16 protein-coding genes are annotated in these 17,778 nt (G+C 72.2%); 4 read left to right on the plus strand and 12 right to left on the minus strand.

All coding sequences use genetic code 11. The features are described 5' to 3' along the window. Nucleotides 1-11: 11 nt before the first annotated feature. From OSR43_RS16235 to OSR43_RS16270, 8 genes are all read right to left on the minus strand, one after another. Nucleotides 12-818 (minus strand): ABC transporter ATP-binding protein, encoded by an 807-nt coding sequence (locus tag OSR43_RS16235; protein WP_302267703.1) that lies wholly within the window; start codon nucleotides 816-818, stop codon nucleotides 12-14. Continuing rightward, nucleotides 815-1,702 (minus strand): ABC transporter permease, encoded by an 888-nt coding sequence (locus OSR43_RS16240; RefSeq protein WP_302267705.1) that lies wholly within the window; start codon nucleotides 1,700-1,702, stop codon nucleotides 815-817. Before OSR43_RS16240 ends, OSR43_RS16235 begins: the two co-directional genes overlap by 4 nt. Then, the gene (locus OSR43_RS16245) at nucleotides 1,695-3,788 is read right to left on the minus strand and encodes a glycosyltransferase (protein WP_302267707.1); all 2,094 of its coding nucleotides are present in this window, start codon (nucleotides 3,786-3,788) and stop codon (nucleotides 1,695-1,697) included. Before OSR43_RS16245 ends, OSR43_RS16240 begins: the two co-directional genes overlap by 8 nt. Continuing rightward, entirely contained in the window at nucleotides 3,785-4,984 is a 1,200-nt protein-coding gene (glf, locus tag OSR43_RS16250; RefSeq protein WP_302267709.1) for a UDP-galactopyranose mutase, read from the minus strand. Before glf ends, OSR43_RS16245 begins: the two co-directional genes overlap by 4 nt. A 6-nt stretch (nucleotides 4,985-4,990) precedes the next feature. Next, entirely contained in the window at nucleotides 4,991-5,896 is a 906-nt protein-coding gene (locus tag OSR43_RS16255) for a glycosyltransferase family 2 protein (RefSeq protein ID WP_302267711.1), read from the minus strand. Then, a complete protein-coding gene (locus tag OSR43_RS16260; protein WP_302267713.1) occupies nucleotides 5,893-6,864 on the minus strand; it encodes a glycosyltransferase family 2 protein in 972 nt (323 codons plus the stop codon). Before OSR43_RS16260 ends, OSR43_RS16255 begins: the two co-directional genes overlap by 4 nt. A gap of 779 nt (nucleotides 6,865-7,643) precedes the next feature. Next, on the minus strand, nucleotides 7,644-9,113 hold the full coding sequence (locus tag OSR43_RS16265; RefSeq protein ID WP_302267715.1) for an LCP family protein: 1,470 nt from the start codon (nucleotides 9,111-9,113) through the stop codon (nucleotides 7,644-7,646). A 124-nt stretch (nucleotides 9,114-9,237) separates the two neighbouring features. Continuing rightward, nucleotides 9,238-9,768 (minus strand): acyl-CoA thioesterase, encoded by a 531-nt coding sequence (locus OSR43_RS16270; RefSeq protein WP_302267717.1) that lies wholly within the window; start codon nucleotides 9,766-9,768, stop codon nucleotides 9,238-9,240. Between the two features lie 23 nt (nucleotides 9,769-9,791). On the opposite strand from OSR43_RS16270, the gene OSR43_RS16275 reads away from it, so the two are divergent. Next, nucleotides 9,792-11,051, plus strand: a complete 1,260-nt coding sequence (locus tag OSR43_RS16275) for an LCP family protein (RefSeq protein WP_302267719.1) — start codon at nucleotides 9,792-9,794, stop codon at nucleotides 11,049-11,051. Next, nucleotides 11,048-11,917 (plus strand): crotonase/enoyl-CoA hydratase family protein, encoded by an 870-nt coding sequence (locus OSR43_RS16280; RefSeq protein ID WP_302267721.1) that lies wholly within the window; start codon nucleotides 11,048-11,050, stop codon nucleotides 11,915-11,917. The genes OSR43_RS16275 and OSR43_RS16280 overlap by 4 nt, the downstream gene beginning before the upstream one ends. A gap of 55 nt (nucleotides 11,918-11,972) precedes the next feature. Here the strand turns inward: OSR43_RS16280 and OSR43_RS16285 are convergent, their stop codons facing one another. From OSR43_RS16285 to OSR43_RS16300, 4 genes are all read right to left on the minus strand, one after another. After that, nucleotides 11,973-12,920 (minus strand): sigma-70 family RNA polymerase sigma factor, encoded by a 948-nt coding sequence (locus OSR43_RS16285; protein WP_302267723.1) that lies wholly within the window; start codon nucleotides 12,918-12,920, stop codon nucleotides 11,973-11,975. A 177-nt stretch (nucleotides 12,921-13,097) separates the two neighbouring features. Further along, complete coding sequence (dps, locus tag OSR43_RS16290; protein WP_302267724.1) at nucleotides 13,098-13,652, minus strand: DNA starvation/stationary phase protection protein Dps; 555 nt, start codon at nucleotides 13,650-13,652, stop codon at nucleotides 13,098-13,100. Nucleotides 13,653-13,726: 74 nt separating this feature from the next. Then, nucleotides 13,727-14,458: a TSUP family transporter gene (locus OSR43_RS16295; protein ID WP_302267726.1), complete on the minus strand. Its 732-nt coding sequence runs from the start codon at nucleotides 14,456-14,458 to the stop codon at nucleotides 13,727-13,729. Between the two features lie 54 nt (nucleotides 14,459-14,512). Next, complete coding sequence (locus tag OSR43_RS16300; protein WP_302267727.1) at nucleotides 14,513-15,391, minus strand: Ig-like domain repeat protein; 879 nt, start codon at nucleotides 15,389-15,391, stop codon at nucleotides 14,513-14,515. A gap of 140 nt (nucleotides 15,392-15,531) precedes the next feature. On the opposite strand from OSR43_RS16300, the gene OSR43_RS16305 reads away from it, so the two are divergent. Together OSR43_RS16305 and OSR43_RS16310 are read left to right on the plus strand one after the other, a co-directional pair. Further along, on the plus strand, nucleotides 15,532-15,939 hold the full coding sequence (locus OSR43_RS16305; RefSeq protein WP_302267729.1) for a CoA-binding protein: 408 nt from the start codon (nucleotides 15,532-15,534) through the stop codon (nucleotides 15,937-15,939). Nucleotides 15,940-16,276: 337 nt separating this feature from the next. Then, on the plus strand, nucleotides 16,277-17,539 hold the full coding sequence (locus tag OSR43_RS16310; protein WP_302267731.1) for an HNH endonuclease signature motif containing protein: 1,263 nt from the start codon (nucleotides 16,277-16,279) through the stop codon (nucleotides 17,537-17,539). Nucleotides 17,540-17,778: the final 239 nt, after the last annotated feature.

The raw sequence follows: 17,778 nt of genomic DNA on the forward strand, positions 1-17,778 counted from the left end.
GGACCGAGCGGTCAGACGTCCGAGCCGAGCTCGTCGTCCTCCCGGTCCTCCAGGGCCGTGGGCTCGTCCTCCTCGTACTTCACGTACTTGATGCCCGCGTCGACGGGGCCGTCGAAGCCGACCCGGCCGCCCTCGAGGACGATCACCCGGTCGCACATCTTGCGCACCGAGCCCGCCGCGTGGCTGACGTAGACGAGGGTGCGACCGGACTCGCGGATCTCCTGCATCTTGGCCAGGCACTTGCGCTTGAACGGCCGGTCCCCCACCGCGAGCACCTCGTCGGCGAGGAAGATGTCGGAGTCGACGTGGATGGCGACCGCGAAGCCGAGGCGGGCGAACATGCCGGAGGAGTAGTTGCCGACCGGGGTCTCCAGGAAGCGGCCGATGTCGGCGAACTCCACGATCGAGTCGAACTTGCGCTGCGTCTCGGCCTCGGACATGCCCAGGATCGCGGCGTTGAGGTAGACGTTCTCGCGCCCGGTGAGCTGGGGGTGGAAACCGGCCCCGGTGGCGATCAGGCCGGCGATCCGGCCGCGCGTGAGCACGGTGCCGCTGTCGGGCTTCATCACGCCGTTGATCAGCTTGAGCAGCGTGCTCTTGCCCGAGCCGTTGAGGCCCATCAGGCCGACCGACTCGCCCTGCTGGACCGTGAACGACACGTCGTCGAGCGCCGTGAAGGAGTCGCTGATGTCGCGCCCCTTGACCATCGCGACCGCCATCTGCTTGGCGGTGCGGTGGTAGCGCAGCGTGAAGTCCTTGCTGACGTGGTCGACCACGATCGAGGCGTCAGCCGGGTACGACGAGGGGTCGACGGTCACGACAGGCGCTCCGGGATCTTGTTCTCGAGCCGGCTGAAGAGCAGCTGGGCGAGGAGCAGCAGGACCAGCGAGCCGACCAGCGACCCGAGGCCGTACAGCAGGAGGTGGTCGGGGATCTGCTCGGCGGCGGTCCGCTCCGGGTCGCTGGTGGACCCCACCCAGAACGCGCGCTGCACCAGCAGCACCGCGTCGGCGATCGGGTTGAGCAGGTAGAGCTCGGCGAAGCGGCCGAACCGGTCGTCGACCATCGTGTAGGGGTAGAGCATCGGCACGCCGAAGCGGACGAAGTTGGTGAGGATCGTGACCGCGCTGGCGAAGTCGCGGAAGAACACGTTCGCGGCGCTGAACATCAGGGCCAGCGCGGTGCCGAGCACCGCGATGACCGCGACGGCGAGGACGAAGGCCAGCACGCCCACAGGGTCGGGTGCCCACCCGCAGAAGAGGCACACGATCGTCAGGATCACCACCTGCGGTCCCACGTGGTAGAGCGAGACCAGCATCGAGGCGACCGGGAACATCTCCTTGGGCATCGCCATCTTCCGCACCAGCGCCTTGTTCCGCACGATCGAGCGGGTGCCGGCGTTGAAGGTCTCGGTGAAGAAGTGGACGACGACCAGGCCGCAGAAGACGTGCACGGCGTACCGCTCGACGTTCCCGCGGCCGATGATGTAGCCGAAGACGAACCAGTAGATGAACAGCTGCGAGAGCGGGTTGATGTAGGACCACACCAGGCCCAGGAACGACCCCTGGTAGCGCGCGCTGATCTCGCGGCGCACGAGCAGCTTGAGCAGGTAGCGGCGTCCGAGGACGTCGATCAGTCCCGCCGCCGGGGCCGGCGACGCCAGCGGCGCGTCGACCACGCGCTGCCGGTCGGCCTCAGTCATCGGATCCCTGCTGCGCGCTCGCCGACGGGGTCGCCCGCGACCCGGTCGGCTCGGTCCGGTCCAGCCACGGGCCGAAGGTCTTCTCCCAGGCCTCGGGCGAGGTGATCTCGCCGAGCGCCTCGCGGTAGTCCTGGGCCAGCCGCGGCCACTCGCGGCGGTAGCGCTCGTGGATCTCGACGGTCCGCTTCACCAGGTCGCGGAACTTGTCGGGGTCGCGTCGGTAGAACGCCGCGGAGGTGCCGTCGTTCATCGAGACGACCGCGGAGTCCAGGGTGCCGAGGCGGTACCACTTGGCGTCCATCGCGCGGATCTCGGCCTCCGGGTGCTCCTGGGCCAGCGGACGCGGCTTCTTCAGCTGGCGCAGCGGCTGGAGACCGGCGCTGACCAGGGTCGAGAGCCGGCCCGGCACCTCCGCGCTGTCCCGGCCCTTGCGCGGCGGCTTGCTGCGGCGCACCGACGGGAAGGCGTCGGGGTCGACCTGGAGCTGGGCGTCGGTGAACTGCTTGCGCAGCGCGTTGACCTCCGCCAACCGGGTCGGCAGCATCTCGTGCAGGCCGTGGGGACCGGCGAGCACGTCCTCCATCGCCAGCAGCCGGAGCTCGGCGGTGGAGTACTGCATCGAGACCAGGTGGGCGACCTGGTGGTTGAGGCTCTCCCGGATCATCCGGCCACCCTTGGGGTAGACCGAGTGCAGCAGCGCCGCCACCAGGCGGTTGCGGTGGTGGAAGTAGGCCTGCCAGTCCAGCGCGTCGTTCTTGTCGGTCCACGGCACGTGCCAGACGGCGGCGCCGGGGAACGTCACGGTCGGGAAGCCGGCCTGCTTGGCCCGCAGGCCGAACTCCGAGTCGTCCCACTTGATGAAGAGCGGCAGCGAGAGGCCGACCTCCTCGAGCACGACCCGCGGGACCAGGCACATGAACCAGCCGTTGTAGTCGACGTCGATCCGCTTGTGCAGCCACCGGCTCGAGCGCAGGTTGCGGCCCGCGAAGTCCCAGTCGGTCTGGGTGTCGGGCGCCGACTGCCACCAGAACCGCCACGGCTGGACGATCTCGCCGAAGCTGTGCATCCGCGAGCGCGAGTAGATGTTGAACATGTGGCCGCCCACGATCGTGGGCCGGCGGGCCAGGTCGCCGAAGGTCACGGCGCGGACGATGCCCTCGGGCTCGCAGACGACGTCGTCGTCCATCATCAGCGCGTACGTCGCGGTGCCCTTGCGCACCGACTCCAGCTGGCCCCGGGCGTAGCCGCCGGAACCACCGAGGTTGCCCTGCTCGATGACCCGCAGCACGTCCCCGAGGGCCTCCTGCGCCCGCGCGAAGTCCGCCGAGCCGGTGACCTTGTCGGTGCCCTGCTCCATCACCATCACGGTGTCGAGGTAGGGCCGGAGCGCCTCGTCCTCGCCGATCTGGGTCAGCAGCTGGGCGCAGAAGTCGGGCCGGTTCATCGTGGTGATCGCGATGTCGACGGTGCCGTGCTGGGCGCGGTCGGCGGGGACCTCCGCGGTCCACTCGGCCGACTCGACCACCACGTCCTCGTCGCCCGCGATGACGTCGTACCAGTACCAGCCGCCGTCGACGAAGGGCTTGAGGGTGAGGTCGAAGCTGAAGGACTCCGAGCCGGACGTGGTCGTCTCCGCCGCGTCGACGCGCTGCGCGTTGCCGCGCGCCATGGACTTGTAGACGATCACGGTCGCCCCGCTCCCCCGCAGCGTGACGGTGAGCGTCACCTCGGTGACGACCGTCCAGCGGCGCCAGTAGCTGGCGGGGAACGCGTTGAAGTAGGTGCCGAACGAGAGCCGGTCGCCGGACTCGACCCGCAGCGCGGTGCGCGACTCGATCTGGTCGGGGTGCAGGGCGCGGCCGGTGGACGTCGACTGCCGGAGCGCGGCGTTGTTGAGCGCCTTGGCCGAGCGGTTGCCGCCGATCTCGTACTTGTCGGCGTCGAGCTTGGCGTCCTCGGGGTCGACGTACAGCGCCAGGACGTCGGAGTCGCGGTCCAGCGGCAGGATCTGGCGCTGGAGCAGGCGGGTGGCGGTGCCGGCCGTGCCGCTCGTGGCCGTGCCCGTGCTCGTGCTGGTGGTGGTCATGCGTCGACTCCTCCGCTGGTCAGCGGCGTGCCGTCCGCGAAGTGCGGACGCAGCTTGTTCTCGAACATCGACAGGGCCGACCCGATGGCCATGTGCATGTCGAGGTACTTGTAGGTCCCGAGGCGGCCCCCGAAGAGCACCATCGGCTCCTTCTTGGCCAGCTCCCGGTACTTCAGCAGCTTCTCCCGGTCGGCGGCGGTGTTGACCGGGTAGTACGGCTCGTCGCCCTCCTCGGCGAAGCGGCTGTACTCGTGGACCACGATCGACTTGCCGGGCAGGTAGGTGCGCTCGGGGTGCAGGTGCTTGAACTCCAGCACGCGCGTCCACGGGACGTCCTGGTCGTTGGCGTTGACCACGCCGGTGCCCTGGTAGTCGTCGACGTCGACGGTCTCCCGCTCGAGGTCGATGGTGCGCCACGACAGGCGGCCCTCGGAGTTGCCGAAGTACTCGTCGACCGGTCCGGTGTAGACGATCGGGACGGTGCCCCTCCACTCGTCGGCCACGTCGAAGAAGTCGGTCTCGAGCCGGACCTCGATGTTCGGGTGGTCGGCCATCCGGTCGAGCCAGGCGGTGTAGCCGTCGACCGGGAGGCCCTCGTAGGTGTCGTTGAAGTAGCGGTTGTCGAAGGTGTAGCGGACCGGGAGGCGCGTGATGATGTCCGCGCTGAGCTCCGTGGGGTCGGTCTGCCACTGCTTGGCGGTGTAGCCCTTCACGAACGCCTCGTAGAGCGGACGGCCGATGAGGGAGATCGCCTTCTCCTCGAGGTTCGTGGCGTCCGCGGTGGCGATCTCGCTGGCCTGCTCGGCGATCAGCGCGCGCGCCTCGTCGGGCGTGTGGGACTTGCCGAAGAACTGGTTGATCAGGCCCAGGTTCATCGGGAAGGAGTAGACCTGCCCCTGGTACTTGGCGAAGACCCGGTGCTGGTAGTCGGTGAAGTCGGTGAACCTGTTGACGTACTCCCACACCTTGGTGTTGGAGGTGTGGAACAGGTGGGTGCCGTAGACGTGCACCTCGATGCCGGTCTCGGGGTCGATCTCGGAGTAGGCGTTGCCGCCGATGTGGCTGCGGCGCTCGAGGACGAGCACCTTCAGGCCCAGCTCGCTGGCGCAGCGCTCGGCGACGGTCAGGCCGAAGAAGCCGGAGCCGACGACGACCAGGTCGGGTGCGGACGCGGGAGCCGGATCAGGGGAGGACACGGTGGGTCAGTCTACGGAGAGCGGCGGAGGCGTCCGCATCGCACGCGCCGCGACGATGGCCCGGATCACGTTGCCCGCCTCGGCCCGCCCGCCGCGCAGCGGGCTGAGCACGACGACCGCCAGCGCGACGAGCCAGGGCTTGGCCCGGACGAGCGCGTTCTCGCCGTACCGGAAGTGCACGGCGAAGAGGTTCCGGTACATGTAGAACCCCTTCCAGCCGGCCAGGTCGTGCTGCTGGTCGAAGTCGAGCTGGCGCACCAGCACGGCGTCGCGGACCGCCCAGATCCGGAAGCCGGCCCGCCGCGCGCGGACGGCGAAGTCCACGTCGTCGTAGAAGATGAAGTACGACGGGTCGGGCAGCCCGATCCGCTCGACCACGCCGCGGCGGCACATGAAGCCCTCGAAGGCGACGTTCTCCAGCTCGACCCGCTCGGGCATCGCGGCCCGGGTGCCCCAGTCGGTCTCGACCATCGACGTCTTCGGCTTGATCGCCAGCGGGTTGCGGAGGTCGAAGCGGGTGGCGGCCTTCTCGCACAGCCGGCCCGAGGTGTCCTCGCGCACGGCCATCAGGCAGTCCTCGTCCTGGTCGAGCAGCACGTCGAGGCAGTCCGGCGCGGGCACCACGTCGTCGTCCATCAGCCAGATCCGGTCCCAGCCGCCGGCGTGGGCCTGGCGCACGCCGAGGGAGAAGCCGCCGGCGCCGCCGAGGTTCTCCTCGGTCCGCGTCACCCGCAGCCACGGCTCGGTCCGCGCGGCCAGCACCCGGGCGGTGTGGTCGGTGCTGGCGTTGTCGACCACCAGCACCGCGTCGGGCTGGGTGGTCAGCGCGGCCAGGCCGTCGAGCATCCGGTCGAGCAGGTCGGCGCGGTTGTAGGTCACCACGACGACCGCGACGCTCTCGCGACCGGTCACCGCAGGTACCGCCGGTGGCCGGTGAAGTCGCCGCGCAGGGCGGCGACCCACGCCCGGGCGCTGAGCACGAGGCGGCGCGGCCGGGGCCGGGTGACGGTGTAGAACCACAGGGTCTTGGCGACGAACGCGAGGGCGTGCGGCCAGCCGCGGTACTCCCGCAGGTTGAGCAGGTTGTTGCGCGCCATGCAGTAGTGCTTGAGGTCGCTGGGGCTGTGGTTGTACGTCGTCCGGCCGCCCAGCATCGGGGTGCCGAGCTCGCCCACCGAGGGGTGGAGCACCCGGGCGTCGACCACCGTCGCGACCCGTCCTCCGGCACGCTCGGCGCGGAGGCGGTACTCGTGGTCGTCGCCCCAGATGAAGAACTCCTCTCGCGGCAGGCCGATCCGCTCGACCAGCTCCCGCGTCACGAGCACGCCGTTGAACGGGATCACCACGTCGCGGATCAGCCCGTCCCCGTCCGCCGCCGCGGCGACGTCCGCCATCCGGTGCACCACGCGGGTGCCCCCGGGCAGCCGGATCGGGAAGACCAGCCGGCCCGGGTCGTCCTCGTCGACGACCACCGGGCCCCAGAAGTCCAGGTCGCCGCGGTGCTCCAGCAGCGTCTCCAGGCACCCGGCGTCGGGCAGCCCGTCGTCGTCCATCAGCCAGACCAGGTCCGCCCCGCGCTCGACCGCCCAGGCCAGGCCGGCGTGGAACCCGCCGGCGCCGCCGAGGTTCTCGGCCAGCGTCCGCCCCAGCACCGGCGTGCTCGCGTGCTCGTCGGGCATCTCCCGGTCCGTCAGCCCGGCCAGCCACTCCCCCGTGCCGTCGGAGGAGGCGTTGTCGACGACGAGCACCTCGACCAGCGGGCTCCCCTCGCGGGCACCCACCTCGTCGAGCCGCTCGACCAGCCGCTGCAGCAGCTCGATCCGGTCGTACGTCACGACGACGGCCACCACCCGCGGCGACGGCACACTGGGGTCGGTCACGGGCGTCACCCTACGAGCCCGGTGGTGGTGGGTGCGGGTGGCGGGGGTGGGGCGTCGGTTTCCCCGGCCCCCCGGGGATTCCGGCGCTTCTCAGGGGACGCATTCCCTGAGAAGCGCTGGTTATCCCTGAGAAGTCGGCGGGTTGAGGAACGATCGGGCCGGTCTGTCATCAGGCCGGCGGAGCCGACACCGCAGCCCGCCTCACCGGGTCTCGACGACGCTCGCTGGCGCTCGCTGCTCGACCAGCGGCTGCCGCGCGGGTCGGGGCCTGAGGTGGACGACGGGCGGGCAGGCCCGGTCGTGGTCGGGCCTGGCAGCCCGGAGCGAGGCACGAGCGCAGGGCCGGTGGACCGGGCCTGCCCGTCCGGCGGGAACCGCAGAACCCGGCCCCCACCACCGACGCCGTAGCCCGCCTCACCGGGTCTCCACGACGCTCGCTCGCGCTCGCTGCTCGACCAGCGGCTGCCGCGGGTCGGGGCCGGAGGTGGACGACGGGCGGGCAGGCCCGGTCGTGGTCGGGTCTGGCGGCCCGGAGCGAGGCACGAGCGCAGGGCCGGTAGACCGGGCCTGCCCGCCCGGCGGGAACCGCAGGCCCCGACCCCCACCACCGACACCGCAGCACCGACGCCGTAGCCCACTCATCGGGTCTCGACGACGCTCGCTGGCGCTCGCTGCTCGACCAGCGGCGGCCCCTACCCCCACCACCGACGCCGTAGCCCGACTCACCGGGTCTCGACGACGCTCGCTGGCGCTCGCTGATCGACCAGCGGGTGGGGCGATCAGCAGGCGGAGCCGAGGTCCTCGGCCTGGTTCGCGGCGTACCCCTCCGACAGCGAGCCGAGCGACCCGCCGGTGACGGAGTCGGGCGCGGGCTTGGGCTTGGCGCCCCCCGCCTTGGCGGTGGTCCCGCCCTCGGCCCGGTCGATCGCCTGGGCGACCTTGGAGCGGACCAGGTCGATGTCGGGGTCGGCGGTGACGATCATGGGCGGCACCAGCGAGAGCGTCGAGACCTTCTGGCCGCGGGCCTTGAGCGCGAGGTCCATGAAGGTGTCGAGCTCGGAGGCCGGGAGGTTGGTCGAGATCATCTCCGTGGAGGCCGTGGCGATCTTCTCGAAGTTCCGGACCGCGACCTGCGGGCTGACCTGCTGCAGCATCGCGTTCATGACGCACTTCTGCCGCGCCATCCGCGAGTAGTCGTCGGAGCCCTCCCGGGCGCGGGCGTACCAGAGCGTGTCGTGGCCGTTCAGCTTTCGCGTGCCCGCCTCGATGTAGTGGAACGTCGACTCGTGCGGCAGGCCGACCGGGATCGGCTGGCGGACGTTGAGGGTGACCCCACCGACCGCGTCGACCAGGTCCTTGAAGCCCTCGAGGTTGACCATCGCCCAGTAGTTGATCCGCAGGTCGGTGATGCCCTCCACGGCCGAGACGGTCGCGTCGATGCCGGGGTTCTCGGAGTCGGGGAAGAGCTCGGTGTGGTCCTGGGCCCAGGTGCTGACGCCGTTGAGGTAGCAGCCGTCGCAGTCGAACCCGTCGGGGAACTCCTTCGCCATCGGCGAGCCCTGCCGGAACGGGAAGGACGCCATGTTGCGCGGGAGGCCGACCAGCACGGTGCGGCCGGTCTCGGCGTCGATCGAGGCGACGGTGAGCGAGTCCGGGCGCAGGCCCCAGCGCCCGGCGCCGGAGTCACCGCCGAGGAGCAGGACGTTGAAGCGGCCGTCGTGCGCACCGACGACCTTGTCGGAGCCGAACATCGTGAGGATGAAGTCGCGCTGGACCCCGACGACGTGCGCGCCGAACAGCATGGTGCCGATGACGGAGAGGCACAGCACGCCGTTCACCCCGACGACGGCCCGGCGGTGCGCCAGGCCGAGGCTCAGCGGCTGACCGATGCGCCAGGCGTCCATGAACAGCGCGGCCCACGCGATCGCCCCGACCACGAGCAGCGCGCGCAGCACCAGCAGCACACCGGTGCTGGAGAAGAGCGTGAACAGCGCCTGGTGGTGCACCAGTCCGACGAGCAGGAGCAGGACGCCGGAGACGACGGCCCCGAACCAGACGACCAGGGCGACGCCGCCGACCCGGCGGTTGCCGGCGACCAGCTGCGCCGAGCCGGGGAGGACGAGGGTCATCACCATCAGCGAGATCGCCCGACGGAAGCGCACGCGTGCCGCGCGCTCCTCGAGGGGGGTGCGCGGCACGCGGCTCGTGCCGTCGAGCAACCCGGGGGAAGAGACGGGTGGCATCGACATGCCTCTTTCTGCTGGGTACTGCCGTGAGTACTGAAGGGGAAGGTCAGTGCTGCCCGGTCAGTATCACCAGTCACAGGCGTCACAGCCGCGCGCGACGCGCCGGTCGCCCGGATCGGGGCGCCGCTCAGGTGTCGCGTGGGCCACGTCGGCCCGACTCGATCTCCTCGCGGCGGGCCAGCCGGTGCGCCCGCCGGATCTCGGCCTCCCGCTGGCGGCGGAGCTCGTCGGGGGTCTCGGGGCGCAGCGACGGCACCGGCCGCGAGCCGCCCTCGGCGGTGATCGCGACGAAGACGAAGTACGCCGAGGCGACGTGCAGCGAGGTGACCGTCGGGTCGTCCCAGGGCTGGGCCTCGATCCGCACGCCGATCTCCATCGACGAGCGTCCGGCCCAGTTCACCTGGGAATAGGTGCGGACGATGTCGCCGACGTGCACGGGCTCGAGGAACGTCATCTCGTCGAGCGCCGCGGTGACCGCCGGTCCCCCGCTGTGCCGCTGGGCGACGACGCCCGCGGCGGAGTCGGCGAGCTTGACGATCTCGCCACCGTGGATGTTGCCGAGCAGGTTGGCCTCGCGGCTGGTGACGACCTGGCCCAGGGCCACCCGCGCGTAGGACGGGGGCCGCGGCTCGAGCGGCCGCTCCGAGGGTTCCGGCATGGCTGCACGGTAGCGTCGGGCCCATGGCAGATCGTCCCCGGAACGGCGGTCCCGAGGACGGGTCCCGAGAGTACGGCTGGCTCTACGGCGGGAAGCAGCCCCGTGAGCCCGGCCCCGAGGAGACCCGCGTCATGCCCGTGCAGCCGCGCGACGGCGGCCGGTCGCGCGCCGTGCCGGGGCAGCCGGCCCAGCCACCCCGACCGGCCCAGCCGGTCGGACGGGACACGCCCCCGGGGGGCCCTGCGACCTCCCGACCTCGGGGCGCGGGCGTCCCGTCGGGCCCCGCGAGCCCCGCGACCCGCGAGCGGCGGGGCTTCCGGTTCCCGCGACCGCGGCTGCGGTGGGTGTTCCTGCTGGTGCTGGCCTGGATCGCCTACCTGGTGATCGTGCCGGTGATGGCGTGGAACGACGTGGACAAGGTCGACTTCGAGCCCGACGGCGACCGCCCGGGCGACCAGCCCGGCACGACGTACCTGATGGTCGGCAGCGACTCGCGCGGCGACCTCTCCCCCGAGGAGCGCAAGCGGCTCGGCACCGGCGGCGCGGAGGGGCAGCGCACCGACACGATCATGCTGCTGCACACCGGCTCCGGGCCGAACCTGCTGATGTCGATCCCGCGCGACTCCAACGTCGAGATCCCCGGGCGCGGGCTCAACAAGATCAACGCCGCCTACGCGTTCGGCGGCCCGAAGCTGCTGGTGCAGACGATCGAGCAGTCCACCGGCATCCGTGTCGACGACTACGTCGAGATCGGCATGGGCGGCCTCGCCGGGGTCGTCGACGCGGTGGGCGGGATCGAGATCTGCCCCGAGAACGCGATGAAGGACCCCCAGGCCAAGCTCGACATCGAGGCCGGCTGCCAGGAGGCCGACGGACCGACGGCGCTGGGCTACGCACGCTCGCGCAAGACCTACACCCGGTTCGGCGACACCCAGCGGGCCCAGGCCCAGCGTGAGGTGGTCTCGGCGGTCGGGAAGAAGGTCGTCTCGCCGTGGACCGTGCTCAACCCGTTCCGCTACTGGGACCTCAACCACTCCGTGCCCGGCTTCTTCGCCTTCGGCGAGGGCACCGGCCCATTGCGCGCCGGCATGTGGGCGATGGCGATGACCCGGGTGAACGGCGAGTCCGGGCTGACCTGCGGCGTCCCCATCTCCGACCTCGCGGTCACCTGGGACCCCGAGCGGTCCGAGCAGATGTTCCAGGCGATCATCGAGGACGACATCGACTCGATCCCGCGCAAGCTGTGCACCCCGACCGGGCTGCCGAAGGAAGTGACCGGATGACCTCCTACGAGACCCTGCTGTGGGACGTCGACGACCACGGCGTCGCGACCCTCACCCTGCACCGACCCGACCAGCTCAACGCCTTCGACGTAACCATGGCCGGCGAGCTGGAGCAGGTGTTCCGCACCGAGGCCCTCTCCGACGACGTCCGCGCCGTCGTGGTGACCGGGTCCGGCCGCGCGTTCTGCGCGGGGATGGACCTCTCGGCCGAGGGCAACGTCTTCGGGCTCGACGAGTCGGTCCGCCCCGACCCGGCGGCGTTCCGCGCGGCGTACGACCAGGCGCCGTACGACGCCGGCGTCCGCGACACCGGCGGGAAGGTGACGCTGGCCGTCCACGCGCTGCCCAAGCCGGTCATCGCCGCGATCAACGGCCCGGCCGTCGGCATCGGCGCGACGATGACGCTCGCGATGGACCTGCGGCTGGCCTCGACGAAGGCGCGGATCGGGTTCGTCTTCGGCCGGCTCGGCATCGTGCCGGAGGCGGCGTCGTCGTACTTCCTGCCCCGGATCGTCGGCATCCAGCAGGCGCTGGAGTGGGTCTACTCCGCGGAGGTCCTGAACGCCGAGCAGGCGCTCGCCGGCCGGCTGCTGCGTTCGGTGCACGAGCCCGACGAGCTGCTGCCGGCCGCCCGGGAGCTGGCCCGGTCCTTCGTGGACGGGCGGTCGCCGGTCGCGCTGGCCCTGGCCAAGCAGCTGCTCCACCGGGGTGCCGCCGCCGCGGACCCGCTCGAGGCGCACCTCAACGACTCGCTGGCGATGTACTGGACCTCCGTCGGCGACGGCAAGGAGGGCGTGGCGGCCTTCCGCGAGAAGCGCGCGCCGGAGTTCACGGGCCGGGCCTCGGACCTGCCGCCGGTCTTCTGACCCTCCCGCGGCCGGTCGGACGTCGCGGACCTGGCCGGCGGGCCCGGGCGTCGGCTCAGGCGGCGAGGCTCTTGCGCAGCCGGGCGAGGATCGAGGTGATCAGCCGGGAGACCTGCTCCTGGGTGACACCGACCTCGTCGCCGATCTGGGTCTGGGTGCGGTTCTCGAAGAAGCGGAGCTCGATGATCCGCCGCTCGCGGTCGGTGAGCTCGGCCATCAGCGGGCGCAGCGCGACCCGGGCCTCGGCCGAGGCGAAGGCGGGGTCGAGGTCGCCCATCGACTCCGTCGGGTCCTCGACGCCGTCGGGCCTAGGCGCGTCGAGGGACACCGGGGTGAAGCACCCCGTGGCGTGGAGCGCGTCGAGCACCAGCTGCAGCGGTACGTCGAGGTGGACCGCGACCTCGGCGGGCCGGGGGGTCCGTCCCAGCTGCTGGGCCAGCTCACCCTCGGCCGCGGTGACCCGCGCCTGCACCTCCTGCACCGACCGCGGCGGGCGGACCGCCCAGCCGGCGTCGCGGAAGTAGCGGCGGATCTCCCCGCGCAGCGTCGGGACCGCGAAGCTGAGGAAGTCCTCCCCCAGCGTCGGGTCGAAGCCCCGAACCGCCTTGACCAGGCCGAGGTAGGCGACCTGGTCGACGTCCTCGGCAGCGATCCCGCGGCCGTGGTAGCGCCGGGCCACGTCCGAGGCGACGGTCATGTTGAGCCGGATCACCTCGTCCTCGTAGCGGGTGCGCAGCTCGCCCTGGCTGGCGCGGGCGCGGGACAGCAGCCGGGCGGTCTCCATCCGGCGCCTGCTGTCGGTCATGCGTGCGCGCTGCGGGGGCACCGTTCGGAACAGCGTCGGGGCGTCCGGTGCGGGAGCGGCGACGGGCGCGGGCGGCTGCGTGCCGACGCTCCACTCCCCCGCGGTCTCCCGCTGGGGTGCTCGCCGCTCGGGCGCGGGCGGCGTGCCGCCGTCGTACGCCCAGTCGCTCTCGGTCCCCACGACCCCGACCTCCGTCATCGGCTGATCCCCCCAGCCAACGGCTGCATGCTCCCACGGGGTGTCGGCCGCTGCCACCGGATCGAGAGAGGCGGTCCAGACACACGACGACCGGGGCGCGGACTCCTCGTCCGCGCCCCGGTCGGGTCGTGCGCTGCGCTGCGTGCCGGTCGTGACCGGCAGTGGATCGGTGTCGGCTCAGCCGGCGGCGCTGGCCGCCTCGGTCTCCGAGGTGGCGCCCGCGGTGCTGAGGTTGCCGCCCTTGTCCTCGAGGTGCGCCCGGACGAACCAGTGGAAGAGCTCGATCTGGTTGGTCTGGGCGATGAACATGTCCTCGGTCACCGGATCGAGCTCGCCGAGCTCCTCGATGCCCTTGCGGTAGTCCTCGATCACGCCGGTGTAGACGAGGTCGAGGGCACCGAGGTGCTCCTGGGTCGTCGCGCGACCGATGGAGTACTCGTCCCAGTCGCGGGCCTCGACGAGGCGGCCGGGCGTGCCGACCGGGGACCCGCCCAGGGTCGCGATGCGCTCGGCGAGCTCGTCGGCGAAGCCACGGATCGCCTCGACCTGCGGGTCGAGCATCTCGTGGACGGCGATGAAGTGGGGACCCACGACGTTCCAGTGGATGTGCTTGAGCGTCAGGTGCAGGTCGTTGGTGGCGTTCAGCCGGCCCTGGAGCAGTTCCACGACGCGCTCGGCGTCGGACTCGCTCATGCCGGGAACCGTGTAGCGGAGCTTGGCGTTGGTGGACATGCCGCGCAGGTACCCACCACCCGCTCGGGTGAATCGGGCCGCGGGGCCGGGCGGCAGCTCCGCCGCGGCGCCGGTCAGAACGTCGCGGAGACCGCCAGGTAGGTACCGGTGAGGACGAGCAGCACACTGGTCGCCCGCCGCAGGTCCCCCGCCGGCACGCGGCGCACCAGCAGCAGGCCGACCACCGCGCCGGCCCCCGCCAGCAGCCCGAGCAGGGTGCCGAGCCGTACGTCGACGTACCCCTGCGGCCAGTAGCCGGCGACCGCGAAGGACACGATCGGCAGCTGGACGAGCTGGCCCAGCGCGATGGTCTCGACGAGGTCGACGCCCAGGAGGAGCAGCACGGGGACGAGGAGGACCGGCCCGCCGGTGCCGGTGAGGGCCGACCCCAGGCCGACGGCGGCGCCGATGCCGACGACGACCGGGACGGGCAGGGAGCGCCCGGCCGGCCGCCGCCCCCTGCCCACCAGATCGTGCAGGCCCGAGCCGAGGGTGACGGCGGCGAGGAGCAGGACGAGGACCGCGCCCGGCACGGCACCGCCGACGCCGGCCCCGAGCGCGGCGCCGGGGGCGGCCCCGAGCGCGAGCGGGCCGGCCGTGCGCCACGGGAGCCGGCCGGCGCGGGCCAGGACGACGGCGGCCACGACACCGGTGAAGAGGAACGCCCACGAGCTGGTGGCGGCCGCCTGGTGCGGGTCCAGCCCTCCGGGGCCGGCCAGGGCGGCCGGCAGGAGGAGGCCGCCGACGCCGACCATCCCGACCAGGACGCCGACGGGCAGCGCGAGGACGAGGGGGACGGCCAGCACCCGCTAACCGTAGCGGGTCGGTCGACTTACTCGACCCTGTTGGTCGCTCGGCCGTTACCGCCGGACCGTGACCCGCACCGTCCGCCGCGCCGTGCGGGTGGAGCTGTCGCCGAGGTACTTCACCACGACCCGCTTGCTGCCCGCGCCGAGCCTCCAGATCGCCAGGGTGGCCCGGCCGTTCTGCAGGAACCGGCGCGCGACCTGCTTGCCGCCGACGACGGCGACGACCTTCCCGGTCGCCTCCTTCCCGTCCTCGCGGGTCACCTTGGTCCGCACCTTGACGGGCTTGCCCTTGCGCACGGTGTCGCGCACGACGCGGGCGGAGAGCGCCGGCGACTGCTTCGTGACGGTGACGGTGCCGACGACGGGGCCCCGGCCGTCGCTGATCGTGCAGGAGAGGGCGGGGACCAGCTCGGCGAGCGGGGCCGGCAGGCCCAGCGTCCGGAGCTCGAAGGACCGGGGCAACCTCAGCTCGTAGGTGCCGGGCCTGGCCGGAGCCCGCACGCCCGCCCCGCCGAGCGCGCCGGTCAGGACGGCGACGGGGCCCGGCGGACCGACCTGCGAGCCGAGGCCGGAGACGGGGACCGGGCGCGCGCCGAGCAGGAGGTCGAAGTCCGTCAGGCTCGTACCGATCTGCGTGACCGCGCCGAGCACGGGGAGGCTGCCGAGGAGCCCCAGCAGCCCGCCGAGCTCGAGCTGCCCGGCCACGGGGAGCCGGGCCAGGAGGCTGTCGGCGAGGAGCTCGGTCGGCAGCGTCTCCGGCGACAGGGTCAGCGGCACCTCGACCGCGCCGAGGAGCGGCACGTCGCAGCTGAACGTCGCGGTGCCGGTGCCGGGGGCTGCTGCGCGGGCCGGGGTGGTGGTCGCGCCGACCATCGTCGCCGCTGCGAGCGTGGTGGCGAGCGTGGCGGCGAGGCCGGCGACGGCGGTCATGGGGCTCCTCCCGAGAGCAGGGCGCTGCCGCCTCCCGGCACGCACCAGCGGCCAACCTAGGTGCACGCGGCGCTCGCCGCAGCGGATCGCGCCGGGTCGCCGTACGGCGGGCGCGTGCGGCACGGTGGTTGACTGGCGCCATGACCAGCTGGCAGGACCCCGAGGCGGTCCGGTTCATGCTCGACGACTGCGACACGTGGGCGGTGGTGGGCCTCTCCGGTGACCCGAGCCGCACGGCGTACCAGATCGCGCAGCTGCTGCAGGATCGCGGCAAGCGGATCGTGCCGGTCCACCCGTCGGCCGAGACGGTGCTGGGCGAGCAGGGGTACGCCTCGCTGGCCGACGTGCCGTTCCCCATCGACGTCGTCGACGTCTTCCGCCGCTCAGAGGCCGCCGGCGAGTTCGCCGACCAGGCCGTCGCCGTGGGCGCGAAGGCCGTGTGGTTCCAGCTCGGCGTCGTCGACGAGGCGGCCTTCGAGCGGACCACCGCCGCCGGCGTCCCCATGGTCATGGACACCTGTCCCGCCATCGAGTGGCGTCGCTACTGAGCCTCGCCCCCGCTGGTCGAGCAGCCGAGCCCTGGCGAGGCGTCGTCGAGACCCAGTGAGATGGGCAGGGCCTGGCTGCTCGCCTCTGGCTGCCGGGCCATGGGTGGTTGCGGGTGGGGGCAGCTACGGCAGACGTAGGGCGGGTGGTCGCAGTGGTCTCCCGGCTGCCGCTGGTCGAGCAGCCGAGCCCTGGCGAGGCGTCGCCGAGACCCGGTGAGTGACGCAGGGCCTCGAGCCTCCGGGGTCGGCGAAGAGTCCCTGAACTCGTGGTCCACGATGTGGTCTGACCTGGGGAAACGACCACTGGACTGTCGGTGGTCGGTGCTTGAGTAGACCCATGGCCAAGGACTCCCGACGCAGCGCACACGTGGTGTGCCGCGCCGTCGCGAAGTCCCACACCCGCCTCGACCGGGCGCACGAGTCGCACCTGTGGTCGATGTCGGATGACGACGTCACCGCCACCCTGGTCGAGGCCGCGCGGCTGCGCGCCCGGGTCGAGGCGCTCGAGCTCCGCCTGGCCGCGGAAGCCGACCGCCGGCACGCCGGGGAACGGGTCGGTGCCACCGACACCGCCGCCTGGTGGGCGGTCGAGACCCGCCAGACGAGGCCCTCTGCGAAGCACCGCATGCGGCTGGCCGAGTCCTTGGACCGCCACTGCCAGACGGCAACGGCTTTCGCCGAGGGCGAGGTGTCGGTCGATCACGCTCGCGTGATCACCGAGTGCCTCGACCGGCTGCCCGCCGACCTCGACGACCCGACCATCCCGCTCCGCGCCGAGCAGCACCTCCTGGCCGAGGCCCGCCACCGAGACCCGAAAGCCCTGCGGGTCCTGGCCAAGCACGTCCTCACCGTCGTCGCCCCCGAGATCGGGGAGGCACGCGACGCGAAGGCCCTCGAAGCCGAGGAGCGCCTCGCTCGGGAGACCGCTTGGCTGACCATGAGCCCCGACGGCCGCGGGTCGGTGGTCGGGAAGTTCAAGATCCCCGAGCTGCACGGCGCCATGCTGAAGAAGACGCTGTTGGCGTTCGCGGCGCCGAAGCACCAAGCCGCCACCCAGGAACCAGGCGCGCCCGAGGCGGTCGAGTGCCGCCCATCACCGGAGCGGATGGGCGACGCGTTCTGCGAGCTCCTCGAACGCATCCCCACCGCCTCGGTCCCGAAGCTCGGCGGGCTCAACGCCACCGTCGTCATCACCATGGACATCGCGTCCCTCCTAGGTGGCCTCGCGCCAGGTGTGCTCGACGACGGCACCACCATCTCCGCAACCACCGCACGGAGACTGGCCTGCGAAGCAGGACTCATCCCCGCCGTCCTCGGCAGCAAGTCAGAGCTGCTCGACCTCGGCCGCACCACCCGCCTCTTCACCGGACCCCAACGACGGGCCCTCAACACCACCCAGCCGACCTGCACCGCAAAAGGCTGCGACTGGCCCGCCCACCTCTGCCACGCCCACCACGACCAACCCTGGTCGAACGGCGGCGCCACCGACCTGACGAACGCCCGGAACCTCTGCCCCAGGCACCACGCCCGCATCCACGACCCCGCCTACGACACCACCCACCTGCCCGGAGGGGAGGTCGCCTTCCACCGCAGGACATAGGCCGAACCAACGAACACGCCCCGTCCACCGCAACCACAGCGGTCGACCCCCTCAAGCCGTGAGGCGACATGCAGCCGCGCCCAGGACCTCGACCACAGCGGCGCGCAACCACACGACTCGAAACAGGGACCTGCCCTGGCACCACCCGGCGGCCCGACGACCACCCCGGGGCCCTGCCCACCTCACCGGGTCTCGACGACGCTCGCCAGCGCTCGCTGCTCGACCAGCAGGAAGCCGGC

This window comes from Nocardioides sp. Arc9.136, from assembly GCF_030506255.1.
Lineage (GTDB): Bacteria > Actinomycetota > Actinomycetes > Propionibacteriales > Nocardioidaceae > Nocardioides.

What these genes read in the sequence shown, in the direction of transcription:
- OSR43_RS16305 (WP_302267729.1), top strand. Translation starts at nt 15,532, where the DNA reads ATGACCAGCTGGCAGGACCCCGAGGCGGTCCGGTTCATGCTCGACGAC.
- OSR43_RS16245 (WP_302267707.1), bottom strand. Translation starts at nt 3,788, where the DNA reads ATGACCACCACCAGCACGAGCACGGGCACGGCCACGAGCGGCACGGCC.
- OSR43_RS16275 (WP_302267719.1), top strand. Translation starts at nt 9,792, where the DNA reads ATGGCAGATCGTCCCCGGAACGGCGGTCCCGAGGACGGGTCCCGAGAG.
- OSR43_RS16240 (WP_302267705.1), bottom strand. Translation starts at nt 1,702, where the DNA reads ATGACTGAGGCCGACCGGCAGCGCGTGGTCGACGCGCCGCTGGCGTCG.
- OSR43_RS16285 (WP_302267723.1), bottom strand. Translation starts at nt 12,920, where the DNA reads ATGACGGAGGTCGGGGTCGTGGGGACCGAGAGCGACTGGGCGTACGAC.
- OSR43_RS16280 (WP_302267721.1), top strand. Translation starts at nt 11,048, where the DNA reads ATGACCTCCTACGAGACCCTGCTGTGGGACGTCGACGACCACGGCGTC.
- OSR43_RS16300 (WP_302267727.1), bottom strand. Translation starts at nt 15,391, where the DNA reads ATGACCGCCGTCGCCGGCCTCGCCGCCACGCTCGCCACCACGCTCGCA.
- OSR43_RS16310 (WP_302267731.1), top strand. Translation starts at nt 16,277, where the DNA reads ATGGCCAAGGACTCCCGACGCAGCGCACACGTGGTGTGCCGCGCCGTC.
- dps (WP_302267724.1), bottom strand. Translation starts at nt 13,652, where the DNA reads ATGTCCACCAACGCCAAGCTCCGCTACACGGTTCCCGGCATGAGCGAG.
- OSR43_RS16265 (WP_302267715.1), bottom strand. Translation starts at nt 9,113, where the DNA reads ATGTCGATGCCACCCGTCTCTTCCCCCGGGTTGCTCGACGGCACGAGC.
- OSR43_RS16270 (WP_302267717.1), bottom strand. Translation starts at nt 9,768, where the DNA reads ATGCCGGAACCCTCGGAGCGGCCGCTCGAGCCGCGGCCCCCGTCCTAC.